Consider the following 22,056-nt stretch of genomic DNA (forward strand, 5'->3'; position numbering starts at 1 on the left):
ATAAACCGTTTCAAACTCGTATTGTTGTGGGGATTTTGGGGTTAGCATGGTGAACACTCCGAATTTCACTATGCCTATTAGATCAAAGCCCCAGACTTTCGTCTAGGGCTTATTCAACAGTCTGAGGCCGCGTTTAGCGGCCTTATTAATATTTACTGACTGTCATTCACACCTTGGTCATCGAAATCCATACCCTCGAGCATAGATTCAAACTCATCAAAGTTTTGCAGGTCTTCATCCTGAATTTCTTTTTCTGCCGACTTGCCGTCGGTCACCTGATATTCCAAATTCTGAAAATAGGCATTTTTGACAAAGATATAGTCATCACTCGACTGTTCAAGCTGTTGCTCTTGGTCGAGTAAAGAGGCACGCGCCTCTATCGCACTAATAATAAAGCGAGTAATAGAAACTTGACTGCTTAACAGAGACATCGGTGAGTAAAAATTATCGACTACATCACCGGTAAGACTTCTAGGATCATTTGGGCCCAAAGCAGGAATCATTAAATATGGCCCAGTATCAACGCCCCATACGCCCAACACTTCGCCAAAATCCTCCTCCTCACGAGCGATACCAATTTCGCCAGCGACATCAAACACACCCAATAAGCCGACTGTTGTATTGATCACAAATCGCGCCATGCTATCCATGGACTTATCGACCTTTCCTTGAAACAGGTTATTAAAGAAGTTGACTGGCTCCTCGAGGTTATTTGCAGCATTAACCAAGCCTGTACGTGCAAATTGAGGCATTACGGTAACGTAGGCTATCGTTACCGGGCGAAGAATATAGGCGTCCAATACATCTTGGTTAAAGTCCCAAGAGACGCGGTTTACTGATTCAAAAGGGTCACGTGGATCACCTTCATTGGTCTGTTTTGCTTGCTCTTGTGCAGAATTAGATGCACAACCAGACAAAACCGCTGCCCCTAAAATTGCGGCCAACAGCCACTTTCGTTTTTGTAAACTCACATAATTTCCTTACTGATCACTACCAACTGGTCGCGTATTTCGCCAACGACAACGGGTAGACTAACCGTACCAACCAAATCCCCAGACTGAGGGGTAGCATTGTCGTTGCGCGTAATGCGTGCAGTTAATCGTGTTTGTTTAAGTTGTGCTAGTGTATAACTCGGCAACATGGCGTTTTCCGTTGTTAACGCCAGTGTAATAGGAAATTCAGTCAGTGGTACCTTAACCACCGCTGCCGGCATTTTGTTATCACTGGTTGCGTCTTGGGCATACAAAAATAAAAACCCTTTGTCAGGTACCTTATCAAGTAAGCCTTCATCAAGTGTCAACGTAATCGCAAAACCCGTTTTGGCCAAATCTTTGTCGGCCTTTAATGGCAACTGCGCTGCTTCTATTTTACTGCTTAGTTGCACATAAAGAGGATTATCTTTAGGCAACTTAGTTCGAATTTTATCAAAATAAAGTTTCGCCGTCGCCATATCATTCACCTGAGATGACACAACTGCGGTCATTAACATCAAATTGTCGTTATCAGGTTGCTGTTGAATCAAGCTCAGCAGCAGCTTTTGTGCATGTTTTAAATCATTGATAGACTCACTTGCCATCAAAATCTGCGCGTAGGTCATTACGATAGTCGAATTTTGAGGGTCAATCTCAATCGCTTTTTCTAGTGCAGCACGCGCTTGTTCATCTTGCCCTATTACTAACCATAAACGGCCTAAAAACATCCAACCTTGTTCATCTTCCGGCTCATCGATAAGCCGTGTTCTTATTGCCAGAGTCAGCGCTTGTATATCTTGTACGTTGATATTATTGCCATCTCCCGACGCCAATTTACTGCTGAGTTCAGGTAATCTAGCTAGAGCGTGTGTGGCTTGCTCAACTTCTGTTAAATGGCTAACTTGCCAGTAAACCACCCCACCGACAATCAAGGCGAACATCGCCCCTATTACCACAGGCCAATTTGATTCAACCCGACGAGATGGATGTACTAATGTCTCTTCGACTAATGCTATTTTTAAATCGTCACTGACTTGTTGTTTGTCAGACTCAGTTATTAACCCCTCTCTGACCTCTCTTTCTAACTCGGTCAGACGTTGGTTTACAATTTGCGCATTAGATAACTGATTGGTGACCTCATCGTTCTTGCTTCGCCACCAAGGTAACGCAACCAAAGCCAATAACAGTGTGAGCAATCCTGAAACAATGAGTCCAAACATCCACCACGTCATGAGTTATCTTGCTCCTGCCTTAACAAGGCTTCAGCTTTAGCCAGTTTAGCCTCGCGATCCTCTGGTTCTTGTAGTTGCTTGCGTTTGACCACAAACACAAAACCACCCACGGCAAAAAGCGCTGGCAACAGCCACAACCATAACGTTAAGGGGGTTAGTGGTGGTCTGTAATAGATAAAGTCACCATATCGAGACTTCATATACTCAATAATCTCTTGCTCTGACTTTCCTTGCTTCAATAATTGATAAACCTTTCTTCGCATATCTTGAGCTATCATTGCATCGCTGTCGGCAATATTCTGGTTTTGGCACATCGGACAACGCAATGCCAGTGTCAGCGATTGAAATGCTTCACGTTGCGCATCTGTCTCGAACTGATAAGTTTCTTCGGTTGCCCATAATTGAAAGCTCATCATCAAGGTAAAAACAACCACGCTAAGTTTGTTAACTAACACAGAGTTATTCCTCATTGCGCAATTGTTCATAAAGCGGCCCGACTTTACTCTGCCATACCCGCTCATTAATATCGCCAATGTGATGCATACGAATAACGCCGTTTTTATCTACCACGAAGTGCTCGGGCGCACCTGTCACTCCTAAATCCAAAGACGTATCTCGGTATAAATCAAAAATATTAAAAGCGTAAGGATCACCAAACTTGGCGAGCATACGAGTAACTTCCACTTGTACTTCATCTAGGGTTTTCAAACCAAAGTCGGGGTCGATGTCTTGGTCGAAATACAAGCCTACAAATTTCACTCCCTGCTGCTCTTTTAATGCCGTGAGATAAGGTAACTCCACCGCACAAGTTACACACCATACTCCCCATACATTAACTATGGTTACTTGTCCCTTAAACACCTCTTGCGTGTAAACTTTTCCCGGTAGCATAAGGTCTGGCAATGAAAAGTCCGGCATCGGCTTGTTAACGGCCTGAGAGCTCAATGCGCGTGGGTTAGAAAACAATCCCTGATATAAAAACACCACAACCAACATAAAAATAATGAATGGAATTGAAAAAAACGCGAATCGTTTCACTAAGCCTCCTGCGTACTACCTATTTGCTTGGTTTTATTGATGATCGCTTTCGCTTTTTTGACTTTAGCCATGCGATATCGTCGGTCTGCGATAGAACATATCCCGCCTAAAGCCATGATCGCGCCGCCGCCCCAAATCCAAGTCACAAATGGCTTAATGTAAACGCGAATAGCCCAAGCACCGCCATCTAAAGGTTCACCCATGGCAACGAATAGATCTTTGGTTAAGGTTGAATAAATACCCGCTTCGGTCATTGGCATACGTTGAACGGTATAAATACGTTTTTCAGGTTCAAGATGAACAATCTTTTCTCCGTCGTAGTACACATCGAATACACCAACATCCGCCACATAATTAGGGCCTTGTTCTCGACGCGTTCCTTGAAACTGAAATGTGTATGCGCCCATAGTCAGGTTATCGCCTGGGGTCATACGCACGTCACGTTCCATTTCATAATTGCTCACTAAGGTGATGCCAATCAGAGTGACGGCAAAGCCTAAATGACCCAGAATCATGCCCCAATGACTACGTGTCAGGCTACTCAACCCTGACATTAAACCCACTTCCGACTGCTGTCGAAGTCGCAGTTGTACCTCCTGAATACTGGTGATCACTATCCAGGCACTCATCACTAGCCCCAATGCAGCCATATAGGTCGGCTCATCATAAGAGAAATTTAACAACACCCCCGTACACACACTTAAGGCGAATGCCAACATCAGCTGATTTTTTAGTGCATAAACAGATTGCTGCTTCCAACGAGTTAACGGTCCAATACCCAAGAAAAAGACAAATGGTACAATCAACCATAAGAACATTTGATTGAAGAAAGGCGCTCCTATCGAAATAGAGCCTAATCCAAGTTCCTTGTGTACCAAAGGCAAAAGCGTACCCAACAGCACAACTATCGCGGCTGCACAAAGTAGTACGTTATTACCAACTAACATGACTTCTCGAGACACCGCTTGATAGCGACTAGCCGCTTTTAATTCTTGTGCTCGAATGCCATACAGCAATAGTCCTAATCCAGTCAGTACAATGAGAATACCAAGGATAAACAAGCCTCTTGCAGGGTCACTGGCGAAAGAATGAACAGAAACAATCACTCCAGAACGCACCAAGAAAGTACCCAACAAGCTAAGTGAGAAAGCGCTGATGGCGAGGAGTACTGTCCATGATTTAAATACCTTGCGCTTTTCTGTGACCGCCAAAGAGTGCATTAGCGCAGTGCCAACTAACCAAGGCATAAACGAGGCGTTCTCCACCGGGTCCCAGAACCACCAACCGCCCCAACCGAGTTCGTAATAGGCCCACCAACTGCCCAAGCATATACCCACTGTTAAAAATGCCCATGCAGCAATAACCCAAGGTCTGGACCAGCGGGCCCATGTAGAATCGAGTTGCCCTGATAACAAAGCAGAAATAGCAAAAGCAAAAGCAACCGAAAACCCCACATACCCCATATACAAGGTAGGAGGGTGAATAATCATGCCAAAATCTTGAAGCAGTGGATTTAAATCACGGCCGTCAACAGGAAAGAAAGGCAGCATACTCTCAAAAGGGTTAGAGGTAAGCAGCATAAACAGATAGAAGCCAACACCAACAACACCCAAAATAGAAAGCACTCGGGCGACCATTGCTTGAGGAATACCGCGACTAAAGAGTGCCACCGCAAGTGTCCATAGTGACAACATAAGTACCCATAAAAGAAATGAGCCTTCGTGTCCGCCCCATACCGCGGTCATTTTATAATACACAGGTAATTGGCTATTGGAGTGTTGAGCAACATAGGCAACGCTAAAATCATCCGTCACGAATGCATAAGTTAAAAAAATATAAGACAATACAGTAAAGAAGCTCATGCCTATCGCTAAAGGACGAGCAGAAGCCATTAACCCATGATGTTGCGTGTAAGCCCCCCATAACGGATAAACCGCCAGCAAAATGGCGGTCACAAGCGCAAGGGTGAGCGAAATATTACCGATTTCAGGAATCACTATTAGCGCCCACCTGTGCAGGTTTAACGTGTTTAATGCCTTTCATTTTCTCAGCTAACTCTGGTGGCATATATTCCTCGTCGTGTTTCGCCAGTACTTCTTCTGCGCTGATTGATGTTGCGGCGGTTAGTACCCCTGTCGCCACTATTCCCTGCCCTTCGCGAAACAAATCAGGCAAAATGCCATTGTATTGCACCGTTACTTCTGGCCCTGTATCAACCAAAGTAAATGTAATCGCTAGCGAGTTTGGATCGCGTTCAACACTGCCGGGGACCACCATTCCGCCTATGCGCAAACGCTGGCCAACCTGCGGCTTAACACCGTCTTTACCTGAAACAATTTCCGAAGGCGTATAAAACAAGTCGATATTGTCATTCAGCGCAAACAGCATGAGCGAAACAGCGCCGATAATGAGTGTACCTGCAATACCGACAACGGCTAAACGTTGCTTTCTACGAGGGTTCATAACAACTCCTCGTGACGGCGTGACTTTTCAGCATCTCTCGCCCTTTTTACCCGTGCACGACGTTCAAATTCTTCGCCCGCATGACGAACCAATAGTTTATGGGCTAAATTGGAGTGCACAACTAAGCCAAGCATACCTGCAAAAGTCGCTCCAAAGGACAACCAAACATACATGGCATAGCCCCCCATGTGCCAAAAATCTTGCCAACTATCAAATTGCATTGGTAGGCTCCTGAGCTCGTTTGATGAGTTTCACTACCCATGGGCGATGTAATTCCCGGCGTAAAATCTCAGTTTTCATGCGCATCATTGTTACCGATGCGATAAACAGTGCGAACCCGAGAATATTAATCAGCAAAGGCCACAACATCTCTGGCGCAATAGATGGTTTATCTAACTTTGTAATAGTCGCGCCTTGGTGAAGAGTGTTCCACCATTCTACGGAATAGTGAATAATTGGAATATTTACCACACCAACAAGTGCCATCACACCCGCAGCCTTACCCGCTTGTTGTTTATCGTCAAAAGTGCTGTAAAGCGCAATCACGCCAAGATAGAGAAATAGTAAAATCAATTCTGAGGTCAACCGAGCATCCCATACCCACCAAGCCCCCCACATTGGCTTACCCCATGCCGCCCCCGTAAATAGTGCAATCAAGGTCATTACCGCACCTACCGGAGCCATGGCAATCATCGCCATAAAAGCAGTTCGCCATTGCCAAACTAAACCAACTAGCGCAGCGATAGCCATGGCAACATAGGTGCCCATAGACAACATCGCCCCCGGAACATGAATATAGATAATGCGGAAGGAATCGCCTTGTTGATAATCTTGTGGGGCAAAGGCCAGCCCCCATATCGAGCCGCTTAATAACAATACTAAGGCACTATAGAAACAATATGGATACAGGCGCTCGCAAAGTTGATACGCTTTTTCAGTTTTGGCATAGGGATGTAACCACTTCCACATCAGTTATGACTCACTCTTAATGCATAGGCAATCGCAAAAGGCGCCAGTGCCAGCGTTAACAATAAAATAGCACCAATAATAGCAATATGCGCTAAGTATGGTAGCTGCATTGATGCCGCTTCTACCGCGGAAGTAGCAAAAATCAATACGGGAATAAAAACCGGAATCAATAGCAGAGAGAGCAACACGCCGCCTCGTGCAATACCCACGGTAAGCGCAACGGCAATGGCGCCAACTAACGATAATATCGGGGTACCTATCAGTAACGTCACCAACAATGCCTGATACATGGCCCAGGTTTGATTTAAAAATAAGGCTAACAGCGGAGAAAGGATCACGATAGGCAAAGACGTTACCAACCAATGGCACAACACTTTGCTCGTTGCAACTGCGGTTAGTGGAATGCCGGATAACAACAGTTGTTCCAAACTGCCGTCTTGAAAATCATCGCGAAACAGACGCTCCATCCCCAATAATGAAGATAAGATCGCAGCAATCCATATCACACCGGGGCCAATACGTTGGAGAGTTTCTGGCCCAGGGCCTACCCCCAACGGGAAAAGGGTCACCACTAATAACAAAAACATCACGGGCTGCATTAGTTCAGAACGCTGCCTAAAAGCCAACGCCACATCTCTTAAAAACACACCTCGCCAGAGCATTACCACTGATACTCCATGGCGAATGTGCTGAACTGACCGGCTCGTTCGGACAATGGCTGATGTGAAGTGGTGATGATCGCGCCGCCTTTGTCAGCATGCTGCTTAAAATACGTTTCCAACAAGATCACGCCAGTAGAATCTAACGCAGTGAACGGCTCATCAAGGATCCAAATATCTGCAGGCTTAATCCATAACCTTGCCAGCGCGACTCTCCGTTGTTGGCCCGCTGATAGATTTTTAATGGGTATGTTATCCAGACCCACCAGCCCTAACCGCTCTAATACATCAAGTATTTCGACTTTTGTGTGAGTAAGTCCCTGTTGCTTTGCCCAAAAGTGTAAATTGTCTAGGGGCGATAACTGGCTATTCAGCCCAGATTTGTGGCCCACATAAACCAAGGCGTGATGATAAGACTGACGTACTGCGTGAATGGGTTCGCCATTGAAGTACACTTGCCCACTGTCAGGCACACTCAAACCTGTGAGAATACGCAGTAGACTGGTTTTACCTGCGCCATTAGGCCCTGTAAGATAAATAAGGTTGCCAGCAGTGAGTGACAACGACAGGCCGTCAAACAAAATACGATCTTGTTTGATACAACTGATGTCTATCGCTTCTACTGTCGTCAAACTGTTTCCTTGCATCCTTAAATCAGCGGCAAATTTTTTAACCTGATTCTAGCATAAAGTATTGAACGAGTAGATAATTCATCGGTAGTAGTACTTTAGTTCTTGATCGAACGCAAAGTTGCATTGCGCTGAGGGTTTTCATTCTGTTGCCGATACACAAACTATGAATACAAGTTCTCCAACTCCGACCAATACGATCAATGCGTTGTTGAGTAGTGCACCTGTCGCTGTCAGCGCGATCCCTGCGCAAACTTCATTGCAAGAACAATCGTTGGCCGTCACCCTTGTTCAATATACTCCGCAATTAGTGCAGTTAGCGATTGACGAACATCACTTTAGAACTATTCTCGAAGCGACTAACCCCATCACTTTCAATACGGACAGTCAATATCGAATCGTTGATACCAAAAACAATGGCGCTCTTAGCCAAACCTTATTGAATGAAATCTCGAAAATCGGTGCTCAGAGTCTCAAGACACCTCAACAAGCTCTGTCTGATTTGTCCTCACCAATGCTACTGATTGAACAGCGCCCTCAATCTATTCCATTGACCATAACCACGCCAGAGAAAGGAAAGTTACTTGAGGTAATCGCCACCACATTGAGTAAGAACGTGCAAAGCGGTATTGTGGCTGAAGGAAAAGTAGCGGCGCTGACTCGTGAAGCGGTGACATTACAGCTGGGCGATGCAAAAATAAGTTTGCCCATCAGCAGCCCCAAGCTCTATCAGGGGCAACCTGTTTTGGTTGAATTACGTCCTATCAGTGAAAAATCTGCGGAGGTAATAGTGCGAGCCAATCCCCCAAAAACTGAATCACCCACTGATGCGACCAAATCGAATCAATTGGCTGCCACTAGATTTCCCATTATAGGGAACGAAAAACTCGTTCAAGCCATTACCTTACAAAGCGCAAAGCAGCAACCATTACCACTGTCACCAATAGCCATAACCAAAGCACAAAAAACGCCCTTGTTAGCGCAGACGATCAGTGACGTCGCACCCAAAATTGACAGCAATGGCGCGCCTAAACTAGTGCTATCTGGTCAGCAGTGGTCTATTGAGCAACACGAATCCCGAGTTATTGGCACGCTTTCATTGCCCGCAAAAGAAGCAAGTGAAGTAATAAAGTCTGTACCTAAAATGTCTGCGACCCTATTGTCACAAATAACGGATGGAAAAACAGCCATAGGTTCAACGCCAATACTCCAACAAGCAAAAGCCAATACGTTGTCGAGCCACCAACACATCATCGAGCAAAAAAATACTGAGCAGCGACTCGCCGTGGAACAACAGTTTCCGCAAATAAAAGCCGCCATTCAGGTCATGGCAAAGCAGGCCTTATCGCAATCAGCGTCACCAACAGAAGCGCTACAAAAATTAATAAAACAATTTGAGCAAATGAAACCTCCAGCGGTTTCAGAAACAACCAATGCGCGTCACCAACTCAAAGAACAGTTATTGTCGCTCAATATTGCAACGACAGATATAAGTAAACTCCCCCCAGCAGAGCCTGCCCCAGCCACTGCGCAGGTAACGCCTGACGGCAAAGACGCCCAACAAATTAAACAACTACTCACAGCGCCGAGCCTTCTAACTCCACGGCAACTCATTATGCCGTCGCCTACGCAGTCTAATTTTATTAATGGGTTAATTACGGTTATACAGTTAAGTTTAACTGCCAGAGCGAGCAGACAATTTCCCCAACTGAGCAAAGAGTTAGCCGCAGAAAGTGAGATTAAAACAAAAAGTGCCATGGGTACTGGTACGTCTAGCCCACAACGCGGCAGCAGCAATTTATTGCGAGACATTGCTCAGCTTGATCAACAATCATCATTATTTAAACAAGCCAAATCTCTGCTTGCTAATCACAGTCAGGCTAAGTTACACAGTGCCGAACAAGCGTTACAGGGTGAACAATCGCTGTATTACGTGTTGCCAAGTAGCCAACACAATCAAACCCCAACCGAACTTTTAATTCAACGGGACTCAGAAAAAGACAATGCCCAGCAAAAAGCGAAAAGCGAGCGAAAAAACTGGCGAATCACGATGAAATTAGATGTTGGAGAATTAGGAGAAATGCTCGCGAAAGTGAAAATCAAAGATGAGTTAATCGATATTGATATCTACACGTCTACTGACCCACTGTTACATCAAGTCGCCGACACCCTCCCCTATTTGCTCAAACGTCTAACCGCTCATGGCCTAGAAATTGGGCAACGTCGCTTTCAACGAGGAGTCATTCCTGAACACCTAAGTAGTAGGCCTTATCAGATATTGGAAACTCAGGCATGAGCCAAACGTCAAAAAGAGCCATCGGCTTACGCTATGAGTCTGGGGCGGATAGCGCTCCCAAAGTGGTATCAAAGGGCTATGATGACCTTGCAGAAGCGATTATCGCTGCGGCCGTAGAAGACGGCATTATTGTGCATGAAGATCCATATCTAAGCGAAGTTCTCGCAACTTTGGATATTGGGCAGGACATACCAGAGTCTCTTTATTATGTCATTGCCGAGCTGATTGCCTACTCTTATTTGATACAAGGTAAAGTCCCCCATGACTGGGCTAAAACTTTTCCCGGCTTAGATGAACAAGCGTAAATCAAAACGCTACGCCAGAGACAAGTAAAATTTAACAACGCACAAAACAAAAAAGCCCGCAGGGTTAGGTGGCTGCGGGCAATAGGCTAGAACGAAATGCAATCAGCAGAGCACCCGTTCTTTTAAAGTAACAATCGTATCAATAAAAATTAAAGCGCGTCTTCAGGCTCAACCTCATCGGCTTTTACACTTTTCTTCAACAACAACTCGTCACGAATTTTTTGTTCAATATCGTTGGCCATTTCTACGTTCTCTTTTAAGAACTTCGCCACGTTAGCTTTACCCTGACCAATACGCTCGCCGTTGTAGCTATACCAAGCGCCAGCTTTCTCAATTAACTTCTGCTTTACGCCTAGGTCGATCAATTCTGCTTCTTTGCTGATACCTTGACCATAAAGAATTTGGAACTCCGCTTGCTTAAATGGAGGAGCAACTTTGTTCTTCACGACCTTAACTCGTGTTTCATTACCCACGACTTCGTCGCCTTCCTTCACAGCACCAATACGACGAATATCCAAGCGCACTGACGAGTAAAACTTCAACGCGTTACCACCCGTTGTGGTTTCAGGGTTACCAAACATCACACCAATTTTCATACGAATTTGGTTGATAAAGATGCACAGGGTATTTGAGCGCTTAATATTACCAGTGAGTTTACGCAATGCTTGAGACATCAAACGCGCCTGCAAACCAACATGAGAGTCACCCATGTCACCTTCGATTTCTGCTTTTGGTGTTAACGCCGCTACCGAGTCGACAATTACTACGTCAACTGCACCTGAACGAACCAACATGTCGCAAATTTCCAGAGCTTGCTCACCAGTATCAGGTTGAGACACGAGTAGGTCATCAATATTAACGCCTAACTTCTCTGCGTATACAGGGTCAAGGGCGTGCTCAGCATCAACGAAGGCACACGTCTTGCCTTTTTTTTGTGCTTGAGCAATAACTTGCAATGTAAGTGTAGTTTTACCCGACGATTCAGGACCATAAATCTCTACCACACGGCCACATGGTAAACCACCTATACCTAATGCAATATCAATGCTCAATGAGCCTGTTGAAATAGCTTCGATATCCATTGCTTGGTTGTCGCCCAAGCGCATAATGGCACCTTTACCAAATTGCTTTTCGATTTGGCCAACCGCAGCCGTGAGCGCTTTAGATTTATTATCGTCCACAGAATTATCCTCGGGATAAATGGCAAATACGCGTTGCGAGTACATCACGCATTGGCCTAAAATTAGTAAAACAGTTTATGCCTGTAACTATACTGTATAATTATACAGTTTCAAGCGTAATCTTTTATTTTTTGATCTACAGACCAAATTTGATCCTAGTCTGACAAAAACAAATATCACTGAGCAACCAGCCACTGGTACAGATTATCTAGAGCAAATGCAATGGCTTGTAATCTTACCGCATCACGATCGCCATCAAATACACAGCGCCGTGTTATTACTTCACCATTAAAGTAAAAACCAAACCACACCGTGCCTACAGGTTTATCAACTGAACCGCCGCCTGGGCCAGCAATACCACTGATGCTCACACCTAACTCAGCCCCTGACTGTTGATGTACACCATTAACCATGGATGCAACGGTTTGCTCAGATACCGCACCGTATTCCGCCAGAACCGATTCTGGTACCCCCAACGCTGACATTTTAGCATCGTTGGAATAGGTCACCCAACTCTGTGAAAACCAATCAGAACTTCCTGACACAGACGTAAAATAGTAAGCCAACCCACCGCCCGTACACGACTCAGCACAAGACACTTGCCAACCTCGCTCACGAAGGGCGTTACCAATGTACGTAACCTGTTCAACCAATGTGCAATCAGGCTTGTTTTCTCGTTCGGGTGTTGAAAATACTTGGCTCATAACAATAATACTGTCTAATAAATCGAGAGTTGACACAAACGTGTGTCGCGGTATTGTCGCTTAAGCCTGTAAAATATGGGCTCAAGTATAAGAATCAAGTTTACATACACCAATTATCGAGGCTTCTTTGGAATCACACACGCCGATGATGCGCCAATACCTAAATATCAAGGCGCAGCACCCCAACATCCTACTTTTTTATCGCATGGGCGATTTTTATGAGCTGTTCTACGATGACGCTAAAAAAGCCGCACAATTATTAGACATCTCGCTGACCGCAAGAGGGAAATCGGGTGGAGAGCCTATTCCAATGGCAGGCGTTCCTTACCATGCGGTAGAAAGTTACCTTGCACGTTTGGTTAAAATGGGTGAATCGGTTGCCATTTGCGAGCAGGTTGGCGATCCTGCAACCAGTAAAGGCCCAGTCGAGCGCCAAGTACAGCGCATCGTTACACCGGGAACCGTTACCGATGAAGCCCTGTTAGAAGAGCGTCGAGACAACTTACTCGCCGCAGTATGCCATCAGGAAGCCACGTTCGGGATTGCCACCTTGGATGTCACCAGCGGTCGCTTTCTCGTAATCCAGTGTCAGGGCGAAGAACAACTCAGCGCTGAGTTACAACGACTTAATCCAGCTGAATTGCTCTACCCAGAAGATTTTGGCTATATGACTGCCATAGAGCATCTAAAAGGCATTCGCCGCCGCCCCATTTGGGAATTTGACTCCGATTCGGCAACCGAGCAATTAAACCAACAATTTGGCACTCAATCACTGGCTGGGTTTGGCTTGGGTAATGTGCCTCTTGCGATTGGTGCGGCAGGATGTGTACTGCAATATGTGAAAGACACACAGCGAACAGCCCTCCCGCACATTCGCAATATTCGCCTTGAACAACAAGATACGCGCGTTCAACTCGACGCCGCTACACGCCGCAATTTGGAGCTAACGCAGAACTTATCTGGCGGCACAGACAATACCTTGTTCTCGGTTTTAGATAATACCTCTACCGCAATGGGCAGCCGCTTACTACAGCGCTTTATTCACGCCCCCATTACCGACCAAAAAGAACTCGCCCATCGCCAACAAGCCATTGGCGCGATGCTGGAAGAGCCTGCCGATAATATTCGTCAGGCCCTCAAGCACATTGGTGACATTGAACGCATTATGGCCCGTTTGGCGCTGCGCTCGGCAAGGCCGAGAGATTTCGCCCGTTTGCGCCAAGCACTGAATACCTTGCCAGAATTACAAGACTTTCTGGCGTTCTACGACACACCATTAGTTAAAACGTTAGCGGCAGAAATCGGCACTTTCCCCGACATGGCCGACTTACTCACAAACGCGATTATTGAAAATCCCCCTGTGGTGATCAGAGATGGTGGCGTGATTGCCCCAGGGTACGATAGCGAGCTAGACGAACTGCGCGATCTATCACAAGGGGCTACCGATTATCTTCACCAATTAGAATTGCGTGAACGTGAGCGCACAGGAATTGCCACACTTAAAGTTGGCTATAACAAGGTTCACGGCTTTTTCATTGAAATCAGCCGCGCCAATAGTGAACTCGCTCCGGCGGAATACATTCGTCGTCAAACACTGAAAAACACCGAGCGATACATTACGCCCGAACTCAAAGAACACGAAGATAAAGTACTAACCAGTCAAGGTCGGGCGCTGGCGTTAGAGAAAAAGCGCTACGAAGAGCTATTCGATTTGTTACACCCTTATCTTAACGACTTAATAGATTGTGCCGCAGCTCTTGCCAAACTCGATGTGATCACCACGTTAGCTGAGCGTGCTGAAACCTTGGAGTTGCACTGTCCAACGCTTTCAGACCAAACAGGTATTACCTATCAGCAAGGTCGCCATTTGGTAGTAGAGCAAGTGATGACCGACCCGTTTATCGCTAACCCATTATCGATGAATAATGATTCGAGAATGTTAGTAATCACTGGCCCTAATATGGGCGGTAAATCAACCTACATGAGGCAAACCGCGCTTATCGTTCTGCTCGCCTACATGGGTAGCTATGTACCAGCTGAATCGGCGCAAATTGGGCCAATTGATCGTATTTTCACGCGCATTGGCGCTTCTGACGACCTCGCCTCCGGACGGTCTACCTTTATGGTGGAAATGACCGAAACGGCGAACATTCTACACAATGCCACGGCCAATTCTTTGGTATTGATGGACGAAATTGGCCGAGGAACCAGTACCTACGACGGACTGTCATTAGCGTGGGCCTGTGCGGATTATTTATCCAGTAAACTCCAAGCCTATACGTTATTTGCCACTCATTACTTTGAGTTAACGCAACTCGCCGAGCAACAACAAGGCGTTGTTAACGTACACGTGAACGCGGTAGAACACGAAGACGCCATTCGCTTTATGCATACGGTGGAAACCGGTGCAGCAAGTAAGAGTTATGGATTACAAGTTGCTCAACTTGCTGGTGTACCCAGAGAAGTTATTCAACTAGCCAAAGCAAAATTAAAAGCGTTAGAGGCAGAGCCAAGTGCCATGTCAGCTCAATCGGCTAATGTCGCCACCAGTAAAGATGCGCCAGCTCAACTTTCACTTGATGTCGACCCCGCCCCGCTTAAACAAGCGCTCGAAGGCATTCACCCCGATGACCTAAGCCCCCGAGAAGCGCTCGATATTCTCTACACGTTAAAGCGTTTAAGCCAAGCGAATTAAAACGTTAAAAGCACTTTCGCGGCAGCATATCACGCGGTGAATAAGGCATTATTCACCGCGTCTGCAAATAAAAACCCGCTGAAGTAGTAAAAATACCACTTTTCCATCTATGCTGATTGTTTGAACGCGCGCTTTTCGGTATACTGTTGCGCCGTCCAGTTGTTGAATTTGCTCGCTCACCTGCGACGCTAAAAGTTCAACAAATTACCCATACAACCCAATGCCTTAGGTTTCGCATGACAAATTATATTTTCGTCACCGGCGGTGTCGTTTCATCGCTTGGTAAGGGTATTGCTGCCGCATCCCTTGCCGCCATCCTTGAAGCACGCGGTCTTACCGTCACAATGCTCAAGTTGGATCCGTACATTAACGTTGATCCTGGCACCATGAGCCCCATTCAACACGGAGAAGTGTTTGTAACAGACGACGGAGCGGAAACCGACCTCGACTTAGGTCACTATGAGCGCTTTATTCGCACTCGTATGACTAAGCGAAATAACTTTACGACGGGTCGTGTATACGAAGAAGTATTGAAGCGCGAACGTCGCGGCGATTACTTGGGGGCAACGATTCAGGTTATTCCTCATATCACTAACGAAATTAAACGTCGTGTGATTGAAGGTGCTGAAGGCCATGATGTCGCCATCGTTGAAGTTGGTGGTACCGTTGGTGATATCGAATCACAACCGTTCTTAGAAGCCATTCGTCAGCTAGGTACAGAAGTGGGCCGTGAACGTGCCATGTTCATGCATCTTACTCTGGTTCCTTACATGCCTGCTTCTGGTGAAGTGAAAACCAAACCCACTCAGCACTCAGTAAAAGAGCTGCGTTCTATTGGTATTCAGCCAGATATTCTAGTTTGTCGTTCAGTCGGTGCATTACCTTCCACCGAACGTTCAAAAATCGCCTTGTTCACCAACGTGGCAGACAAAGCGGTTATTTCACTGAAAGACGTAGATAGCATCTACCGCATTCCTGCTGCACTTAAAGCACAAGGCATGGATCAATTGGTTGTTGACCGCTTTGGCTTAGACTGCAAAGAAGCAGACTTGAGCGAGTGGGAGCAAGTGCTTTATGCCGAGTCTAACCCTACCGCTGAAGTCAACATTGGCATGGTTGGTAAATACGTCGAACTACCTGATGCCTACAAGTCAGTAAACGAAGCGTTAAAACACGCAGGGTTGAAAAACCGCCTTACCGTTAATATTCACTACATTGACTCTCAAGATGTTGAGAGCAAAGGTACGCAAATCCTTGAGAAACTCGATGCGATTCTGGTACCGGGCGGATTCGGTGAACGTGGTATTGAAGGTAAAATTGCGGCGGCGAAGTACGCGCGCGAAAACAAAGTACCTTATTTAGGCATTTGTTTGGGCATGCAAGTGGCGTACATTGAATATGCGCGTAACGTTGCAGGCCTTGAAGGTGCAAACAGTACTGAATTTGATCCAGAAACACCTTTCCCAGTGGTAGGTTTGATCACTGAATGGTTAGATGCAGACGGTTCAACAGAAAAACGCTCAGAAAGTTCCGATTTAGGTGGCACAATGCGGTTAGGTAGTCAGCTTTGTCATCTAATTGAAGGAAGTAAGGTATATGATGCCTATGGCAACGCAGAGATTTACGAGCGTCACCGTCACCGTTATGAGGTGAACAACAATCTGCGTGATAAGGTTGAAGCAGCAGGGCTGAAAGTCAGTGGTTTGTCCACCGACAAACGACTTGTAGAAGTGATTGAAATCCCTGATCATCCTTGGTTCGTTGCTGGCCAGTTCCACCCGGAATTTACTTCTACACCTCGGGATGGACACCCTTTGTTTACGGGTTTCGTTGCAGCAGCAGGCGAATACCAAAAGCAAAATCATTAATTTTAAATAATAAAAGTGACCCTTCTCTCCCGTGGGGTCACACTTATGTTGAGGAAAAAACATGGCGAATATCTCACGCATTATTGGACGCGAAATTCTTGACTCACGCGGTAACCCAACAGTAGAAGCAGACGTATACCTAGAATCAGGTGTAATGGGTCGTGCTTGCGCACCTTCTGGCGCATCAACTGGTTCTCGTGAAGCATTGGAACTGCGTGACGGCGACAAAGCGCGCTACATGGGTAAAGGTGTTATCAAAGCAGTAGCAGCGGTAAACGATGTGATCGCACCAGCGCTTGTTGGTAAAGATGCACTTGCTCAAAGCGATATCGATGCACTTATGATCAAGCTTGACGGCACTGAAAACAAAGAAACGCTAGGTGCGAACGCAATCCTTGCAGTATCTTTGGCAGTAGCAAAAGCAGCTGCATTAGAAAAAGGCGTAGCTTTGTACGAGCACATCGCTGATCTAAACGGTACGTCTGGTCAGTACTCTATGCCTGTACCTATGATGAACATCATCAATGGTGGTGAGCACGCCGACAACAACGTAGATATTCAAGAGTTCATGGTTCAGCCTGTTGGCGCGAAAAGCTTCAAAGAAGCATTGCGCATGGGTGCTGAAATTTTCCATAACTTGAAAAAAGTACTAAGTGCGAAAGGCCTTAACACTGCAGTTGGTGACGAAGGTGGTTTTGCGCCAAACCTTAGCTCAAATGCAGAAGCCCTTGCTGTTATCGTTGAAGCAGTAGAAAAAGCCGGCTACAAAATGAATGAAGACGTAACACTTGCACTAGACTGTGCAGCGTCTGAATTCTACAAAGACGGCAAATACGTATTGTCTGGCGAAGACAAGAGCTTTGATTCAGAAGCGTTTGGTGACTACCTTGCAGCCCTGAGTGAACAGTATCCTATCGTTTCAATCGAAGATGGCCTAGACGAGAGCGACTGGGACGGTTGGGCAAGCCTAACTAAGAAGATTGGCGACAAGGTTCAGCTAGTAGGTGATGACTTGTTCGTAACCAACACTAAGATCCTTAAGCGTGGTACTGAAAACGGTATCGGTAACTCTATCTTGATCAAATTCAACCAAATCGGTTCACTTACCGAAACACTTGAAGCAATCAAGATGGCAAAAGATGCAGGCTTCACTGCTGTTATCTCTCACCGCTCTGGTGAAACTGAAGACGCCACTATCGCTGACCTAGCGGTAGGTACAGCTGCTGGCCAAATCAAAACTGGTTCACTTTGTCGTTCTGACCGTGTTGCTAAGTACAACCAACTTCTTCGCATCGAAGAAGCATTGGGTGACGCAGCAAAATACAACGGCCGTAGCGAAATCAAAGGTCAGTAATTCACACTGACAACAAAGATTTGCTATTGACTACTCCATTCCGGTATATAATCTGTACCGGTATGGAGTTTATTGTAGTGAATCAGTGTCGAACATGACCGAATCGTCGTCGTCCCAGACCGATTTTTTCTCATCCCCACAAAGCAATCAGGATACACAACCTGAGTTTGCTGAACTCTGTAATGCACTTTACGAACGTGAACTCCTTTATTTAGCCCAGCAAGGCCCTAAACAGGTGTCTTTGATGCAACGTCGCTTAGCAGGCCTCACGCATCACGTTAAACGCGCAGCGCGCTATTTAGCTCACAACCCCGCCCCTATTGATGTAGACAACCACAATGCCAGCTGGCAAGCCAAACAACCCAGCAAAAGCCCTGCGCGCTTGCACGATGAAGCTAAAACCTATGCTTGGTACTGTGATTATGCGAACTATGGGTTGGTGGTTCCTGTGCGCGTTGAGCAAATAGGCGGCGAACATATTGAACTCGACAGTATCGACCGAGTACAAAGCGAAAATCACACTGTGCATTTAAATAAACTCGGTTGGTTCGATTTTAATGGCCAATACCTCGACAACCCTAAATCTGAATATGACAACCTCACCCTGTGTAAGCCCAGTAAAGCCATTATGACCTCTGCGTGTTGCGGCCATAGCTGGAATCACAAAGGAAAAACATCACCACGTACACTCAGTTTGCGTGAAATGTTACTTTCGACCACGTTAATTTGGCCCCATTTTAGAGAATCCCATCCTAATATCCTGTAATTCTCAAAATATTTATAACCAAAAGTTATGTAATTTATGTAACTAAGGGTTGACCTGACCAAGGCTTAACCGTTACATTGTGCCTACTTAACTGGTCAACGAAAAACAAAGCCCTAAAAATGTCGCGTTTTCTTCTATCACTTCTACTCCTTATGGCAGCGAGACTGCACGGGTAGATTGCGACCAGCAAAGAATAACTACAAAAACCCGTGCTAAGCACGGGTTTTTTTTTAACTAACAAACCAAGAGTACAAGAGCCATGACGAATCAGGTAAAAATATTTGATACGACCTTGCGCGACGGCGAACAAGCCTTGCCTGCCAGTTTAACCGCTAAAGAAAAACTGCAGATCGCGCTCGCGCTCGAGCGTCTTGGCGTTGATATCATTGAGGCGGGTTTCCCCGTTTCTTCTCCCGGTGATTTCAAATCGGTTCAGCAAATTGCTCGCGAAGTGAAAAACGCCACAGTGTGTGGATTGTCCCGTGCACTTGAGGCTGACATTACCGCCTGTGGTGAAGCGTTAAAAGTTGCTGACCAATTCCGTATTCACACTTTTATCGCCACCTCAGATATCCACGTAAATAGTAAATTGCGTAAGTCACAAGACGAAATCGTAGAAATGGCCGTTGCTGCGGTTAAACACGCTCGACGCTATACTGACGATGTGGAATTTTCTTGTGAAGATGCAGGCCGTACCCACATCGATTATCTTTGCCGAATGGTTGAATCTGCAATCAATGCCGGCGCGACCACGGTGAATATTCCAGATACTGTGGGTTATACGACTCCCACTGAGTTTGGTGGTATCATCAAGCAGTTATTCAACCGCGTACCCAATATCGACAAAGCAATTATTTCTGTGCACTGCCACAACGACTTGGGCTTGGCAGTAGCCAACTCTCTTGCAGCGGTAGAGCAAGGTGCACGTCAGATAGAATGTACCATTAACGGTATAGGCGAACGTGCTGGGAACTGCTCGTTGGAAGAAATCGCCATGATCTTACAAACTCGTAAAGACATGCTTGGTTTTGAAACCAATATCCAGTCGCAAGAGATTTACCGCACCTCTAAGTTGGTCAGCCAACTTTGTAATATGCCGGTTCAAGCTAACAAGGCTATTGTCGGTGCGAATGCTTTTAGTCATTCATCGGGCATTCACCAAGACGGTGTATTAAAAGCGCAAAATACCTATGAAATTATGACCCCTGAAAGCGTGGGTATTAACAAGAACAACTTGAACCTTACCTCGCGTTCAGGCCGCCACGTCATCAAACACCGTTTGATGGAGTTGGGTTATCAACCTGACGAATACGATTTGGAAGCGGTATACACAGCGTTTTTGAAGCTTGCTGATAAAAAAGGTCAGGTTTACGACTATGATTTAGAAGCCATCTTGTTCTTCGACCAACAGAAGCAAGAGTCTTCCTATTATAAGTTGTCTTATTTACAGGCCACCGCAGGCCGCGAAATTATCCCAAGTGCAACCGTGCAACTAGAAGTAGGTGACGACACAGTTACCCAAGCTGCAACAGGCAACGGGCCAGTTGATGCTGCCTTTAATGCCATTATGCAAATCATGGGTAATGATCACGAATTAGAAGTGGTCGATTTTAAACTCGACTCAAAAGGCGAAGGTGCAGACGCCTTGGCCCAAGTTGGCATTATTGCCGAATACAAAGGTCGCCGTTTCCACGGTATCGGCCTTGCCACTGATATCGTAGAAGCGGGTGTAAAAGCCTTAATCTTCGTATTGAACAACACTCATTTGGCCGATCAAATCGACCAACAGAAGAATCAACAAGTACGCGTAGCAGGAGTATAAATGAGCCAATATAACATCGCGGTGCTCGCCGGAGACGGCATCGGCCCGGAAGTCATGCAAGAAGCCAATAAAGTGTTGGATGCCATCGAGCAGAAGTTTGGCCTCTCTTTTACGCGTACCGATTACCCTGTTGGTGGTTATGCCATCGACACCGAAGGCGAAGCCCTACCTGCAAAAACCTTAAAAGGTTGTGAAGACGCAGACGCCATTTTATTCGGCTCAATCGGTGGCCCGAAGTGGGACAATTTACCGCTTGAACAGCGCCCAGAGCGCGCTGCGCTATTAACCCTGCGCAGCCACTTTGACTTGTTCAGCAACCTACGTCCAGCGCGTATTTATCCAGAGCTTGCGGCTTTGTCTCCACTTCGTGCAGATATCGCTGCTAGCGGCGTTGACGTACTGGTAGTACGCGAACTCACCAGTGGTATTTACTTTGGTCAGCCTAAAGGTCGCGAAGGTGAAGGCGAAGAAGAATTTGCCTACGACACTATGCGCTATAGCAAACGCGAAATCCGCCGCATTGCAGTCAGTGCCTTTGAAGCGGCGCAAAAACGCCGTAACAAAGTGACCTCGGTAGACAAAGCCAACGTGCTTGTTACCAGCCGTATGTGGCGTGAAATAGTTGAAAAAGTGGCCGCAGATTACCCCGATGTAGAACTTGAACATATCTACATTGATAACGCGACCATGCAGTTAATTAAAGACCCTGCACAATTTGACGTGATGCTTTGTTCTAACCTATTTGGCGATATCATTTCTGATGAATGCGCCATGATCACCGGCTCTATGGGTTTGCTTCCTTCAGCCAGTATCAATGAGCAAGGTTTCGGCATGTATGAGCCAGCAGGCGGCTCAGCACCTGATATTGCGGGCAAAGGCATTGCTAACCCAATCGCGCAAATTTTGTCTGCTGCCATGCTTCTTCGCTTCAGCTTAAATGAAGTCGCAGCTGCTGATGCCATCGACGCAGCCGTAGTAGCGACACTAGAAAAAGGCGTACTTACAGGCGAATTGTTAGCCCCAGAAAAACGATCAGAAGCCGCAACAACGGCTCAAGTGGGCGACGAAATCGTACGTCAGATATTGAATCAGGAGTAATATCTC

General features: G+C 46.1%; 20 protein-coding genes. 8 read left to right on the forward strand and 12 right to left on the reverse strand.

From position 1 onward, the window contains the following. Positions 1-152: 152 nt before the first annotated feature. From ACXAH6_RS17350 to ccmA, 10 genes are read right to left on the reverse strand one after another with little or no spacing between them, the layout of a single operon-like run. On the reverse strand, positions 153-971 hold the full coding sequence (locus ACXAH6_RS17350; protein ID WP_474878880.1) for an MlaA family lipoprotein: 819 nt from the start codon (positions 969-971) through the stop codon (positions 153-155). After that, complete coding sequence (gene ccmI / locus ACXAH6_RS17355) at positions 968-2,203, reverse strand: c-type cytochrome biogenesis protein CcmI (RefSeq protein WP_474878882.1); 1,236 nt, start codon at positions 2,201-2,203, stop codon at positions 968-970. The genes ACXAH6_RS17350 and ccmI overlap by 4 nt, the downstream gene beginning before the upstream one ends. Beyond that, the gene (locus ACXAH6_RS17360) at positions 2,200-2,673 is read right to left on the reverse strand and encodes a cytochrome c-type biogenesis protein (protein ID WP_474878883.1); all 474 of its coding nucleotides are present in this window, start codon (positions 2,671-2,673) and stop codon (positions 2,200-2,202) included. The genes ccmI and ACXAH6_RS17360 overlap by 4 nt, the downstream gene beginning before the upstream one ends. After that, the gene (locus ACXAH6_RS17365) at positions 2,663-3,241 is read right to left on the reverse strand and encodes a redoxin family protein (protein ID WP_474878885.1); all 579 of its coding nucleotides are present in this window, start codon (positions 3,239-3,241) and stop codon (positions 2,663-2,665) included. The genes ACXAH6_RS17360 and ACXAH6_RS17365 overlap by 11 nt, the downstream gene beginning before the upstream one ends. Beyond that, complete coding sequence (locus ACXAH6_RS17370) at positions 3,241-5,238, reverse strand: heme lyase CcmF/NrfE family subunit (protein WP_474878887.1); 1,998 nt, start codon at positions 5,236-5,238, stop codon at positions 3,241-3,243. The genes ACXAH6_RS17365 and ACXAH6_RS17370 overlap by 1 nt, the downstream gene beginning before the upstream one ends. Beyond that, positions 5,228-5,704, reverse strand: coding sequence for a cytochrome c maturation protein CcmE (ccmE, locus tag ACXAH6_RS17375; protein ID WP_474878889.1), 477 nt, complete (start codon positions 5,702-5,704; stop codon positions 5,228-5,230). The genes ACXAH6_RS17370 and ccmE overlap by 11 nt, the downstream gene beginning before the upstream one ends. Further along, positions 5,701-5,925 carry a heme exporter protein CcmD gene (ccmD, locus tag ACXAH6_RS17380; RefSeq protein ID WP_474878891.1) on the reverse strand — a complete coding sequence of 75 codons (225 nt, stop codon included), beginning with the start codon at positions 5,923-5,925 and terminating at the stop codon, positions 5,701-5,703. The genes ccmE and ccmD overlap by 4 nt, the downstream gene beginning before the upstream one ends. Further along, positions 5,915-6,673 carry a heme ABC transporter permease gene (locus ACXAH6_RS17385; RefSeq protein WP_474878893.1) on the reverse strand — a complete coding sequence of 253 codons (759 nt, stop codon included), beginning with the start codon at positions 6,671-6,673 and terminating at the stop codon, positions 5,915-5,917. Before ACXAH6_RS17385 ends, ccmD begins: the two co-directional genes overlap by 11 nt. Beyond that, the gene (ccmB, locus tag ACXAH6_RS17390) at positions 6,673-7,335 is read right to left on the reverse strand and encodes a heme exporter protein CcmB (RefSeq protein ID WP_474878894.1); all 663 of its coding nucleotides are present in this window, start codon (positions 7,333-7,335) and stop codon (positions 6,673-6,675) included. Before ccmB ends, ACXAH6_RS17385 begins: the two co-directional genes overlap by 1 nt. Next, a complete protein-coding gene (ccmA, locus tag ACXAH6_RS17395) occupies positions 7,335-7,979 on the reverse strand; it encodes a cytochrome c biogenesis heme-transporting ATPase CcmA (RefSeq protein ID WP_474878896.1) in 645 nt (214 codons plus the stop codon). The genes ccmB and ccmA overlap by 1 nt, the downstream gene beginning before the upstream one ends. Before the next feature lie 148 nt (positions 7,980-8,127). On the opposite strand from ccmA, the gene fliK reads away from it, so the two are divergent. Next, complete coding sequence (gene fliK / locus ACXAH6_RS17400; protein ID WP_474878897.1) at positions 8,128-10,257, forward strand: flagellar hook-length control protein FliK; 2,130 nt, start codon at positions 8,128-8,130, stop codon at positions 10,255-10,257. Further along, positions 10,254-10,562 (forward strand): EscU/YscU/HrcU family type III secretion system export apparatus switch protein, encoded by a 309-nt coding sequence (locus ACXAH6_RS17405; protein WP_474878899.1) that lies wholly within the window; start codon positions 10,254-10,256, stop codon positions 10,560-10,562. The genes fliK and ACXAH6_RS17405 overlap by 4 nt, the downstream gene beginning before the upstream one ends. Before the next feature lie 149 nt (positions 10,563-10,711). On the opposite strand, the gene recA is transcribed toward ACXAH6_RS17405, so the two are convergent. Together recA and ACXAH6_RS17415 are read right to left on the reverse strand one after the other, a co-directional pair. Next, on the reverse strand, positions 10,712-11,743 hold the full coding sequence (gene recA / locus ACXAH6_RS17410) for a recombinase RecA (RefSeq protein WP_474878901.1): 1,032 nt from the start codon (positions 11,741-11,743) through the stop codon (positions 10,712-10,714). Positions 11,744-11,919: 176 nt separating this feature from the next. Beyond that, positions 11,920-12,447: a CinA family protein gene (locus ACXAH6_RS17415; RefSeq protein ID WP_474878902.1), complete on the reverse strand. Its 528-nt coding sequence runs from the start codon at positions 12,445-12,447 to the stop codon at positions 11,920-11,922. Between the two features lie 145 nt (positions 12,448-12,592). On the opposite strand from ACXAH6_RS17415, the gene mutS reads away from it, so the two are divergent. The 6 genes from mutS (at position 12,593) to leuB (ending at position 22,050) form a co-directional block, all read left to right on the forward strand. Further along, a complete protein-coding gene (gene mutS / locus ACXAH6_RS17420; protein WP_474878940.1) occupies positions 12,593-15,142 on the forward strand; it encodes a DNA mismatch repair protein MutS in 2,550 nt (849 codons plus the stop codon). Positions 15,143-15,378: 236 nt separating this feature from the next. Further along, on the forward strand, positions 15,379-17,010 hold the full coding sequence (locus ACXAH6_RS17425; RefSeq protein WP_474878904.1) for a CTP synthase: 1,632 nt from the start codon (positions 15,379-15,381) through the stop codon (positions 17,008-17,010). Between the two features lie 61 nt (positions 17,011-17,071). Then, positions 17,072-18,364, forward strand: coding sequence for a phosphopyruvate hydratase (eno, locus tag ACXAH6_RS17430; protein ID WP_474878905.1), 1,293 nt, complete (start codon positions 17,072-17,074; stop codon positions 18,362-18,364). A gap of 94 nt (positions 18,365-18,458) precedes the next feature. Beyond that, positions 18,459-19,130 carry a hypothetical protein gene (locus ACXAH6_RS17435; protein WP_474878907.1) on the forward strand — a complete coding sequence of 224 codons (672 nt, stop codon included), beginning with the start codon at positions 18,459-18,461 and terminating at the stop codon, positions 19,128-19,130. Positions 19,131-19,389: 259 nt separating this feature from the next. Further along, positions 19,390-20,952 carry a 2-isopropylmalate synthase gene (gene leuA / locus ACXAH6_RS17440; protein ID WP_474878909.1) on the forward strand — a complete coding sequence of 521 codons (1,563 nt, stop codon included), beginning with the start codon at positions 19,390-19,392 and terminating at the stop codon, positions 20,950-20,952. Beyond that, positions 20,953-22,050, forward strand: coding sequence for a 3-isopropylmalate dehydrogenase (gene leuB / locus ACXAH6_RS17445; protein ID WP_474878911.1), 1,098 nt, complete (start codon positions 20,953-20,955; stop codon positions 22,048-22,050). Positions 22,051-22,056: the final 6 nt, after the last annotated feature.

The organism is Alteromonas sp. ABE4_545 (assembly GCF_056161325.1).

Excerpts from the sequence above, each read along its gene's own strand:
- ccmI (WP_474878882.1), bottom strand. The coding sequence starts at position 2,203 with ATGACGTGGTGGATGTTTGGACTCATTGTTTCAGGATTGCTCACACTG.
- ACXAH6_RS17360 (WP_474878883.1), bottom strand. The coding sequence starts at position 2,673 with ATGAGGAATAACTCTGTGTTAGTTAACAAACTTAGCGTGGTTGTTTTT.
- ccmE (WP_474878889.1), bottom strand. The coding sequence starts at position 5,704 with ATGAACCCTCGTAGAAAGCAACGTTTAGCCGTTGTCGGTATTGCAGGT.
- ccmD (WP_474878891.1), bottom strand. The coding sequence starts at position 5,925 with ATGCAATTTGATAGTTGGCAAGATTTTTGGCACATGGGGGGCTATGCC.
- ACXAH6_RS17385 (WP_474878893.1), bottom strand. The coding sequence starts at position 6,673 with ATGTGGAAGTGGTTACATCCCTATGCCAAAACTGAAAAAGCGTATCAA.
- ccmB (WP_474878894.1), bottom strand. The coding sequence starts at position 7,335 with ATGCTCTGGCGAGGTGTGTTTTTAAGAGATGTGGCGTTGGCTTTTAGG.
- ccmA (WP_474878896.1), bottom strand. The coding sequence starts at position 7,979 with ATGCAAGGAAACAGTTTGACGACAGTAGAAGCGATAGACATCAGTTGT.
- fliK (WP_474878897.1), top strand. The coding sequence starts at position 8,128 with ATGAATACAAGTTCTCCAACTCCGACCAATACGATCAATGCGTTGTTG.
- ACXAH6_RS17405 (WP_474878899.1), top strand. The coding sequence starts at position 10,254 with ATGAGCCAAACGTCAAAAAGAGCCATCGGCTTACGCTATGAGTCTGGG.
- ACXAH6_RS17415 (WP_474878902.1), bottom strand. The coding sequence starts at position 12,447 with ATGAGCCAAGTATTTTCAACACCCGAACGAGAAAACAAGCCTGATTGC.
- mutS (WP_474878940.1), top strand. The coding sequence starts at position 12,593 with ATGATGCGCCAATACCTAAATATCAAGGCGCAGCACCCCAACATCCTA.
- ACXAH6_RS17425 (WP_474878904.1), top strand. The coding sequence starts at position 15,379 with ATGACAAATTATATTTTCGTCACCGGCGGTGTCGTTTCATCGCTTGGT.
- eno (WP_474878905.1), top strand. The coding sequence starts at position 17,072 with ATGGCGAATATCTCACGCATTATTGGACGCGAAATTCTTGACTCACGC.
- ACXAH6_RS17435 (WP_474878907.1), top strand. The coding sequence starts at position 18,459 with ATGACCGAATCGTCGTCGTCCCAGACCGATTTTTTCTCATCCCCACAA.
- leuA (WP_474878909.1), top strand. The coding sequence starts at position 19,390 with ATGACGAATCAGGTAAAAATATTTGATACGACCTTGCGCGACGGCGAA.
- leuB (WP_474878911.1), top strand. The coding sequence starts at position 20,953 with ATGAGCCAATATAACATCGCGGTGCTCGCCGGAGACGGCATCGGCCCG.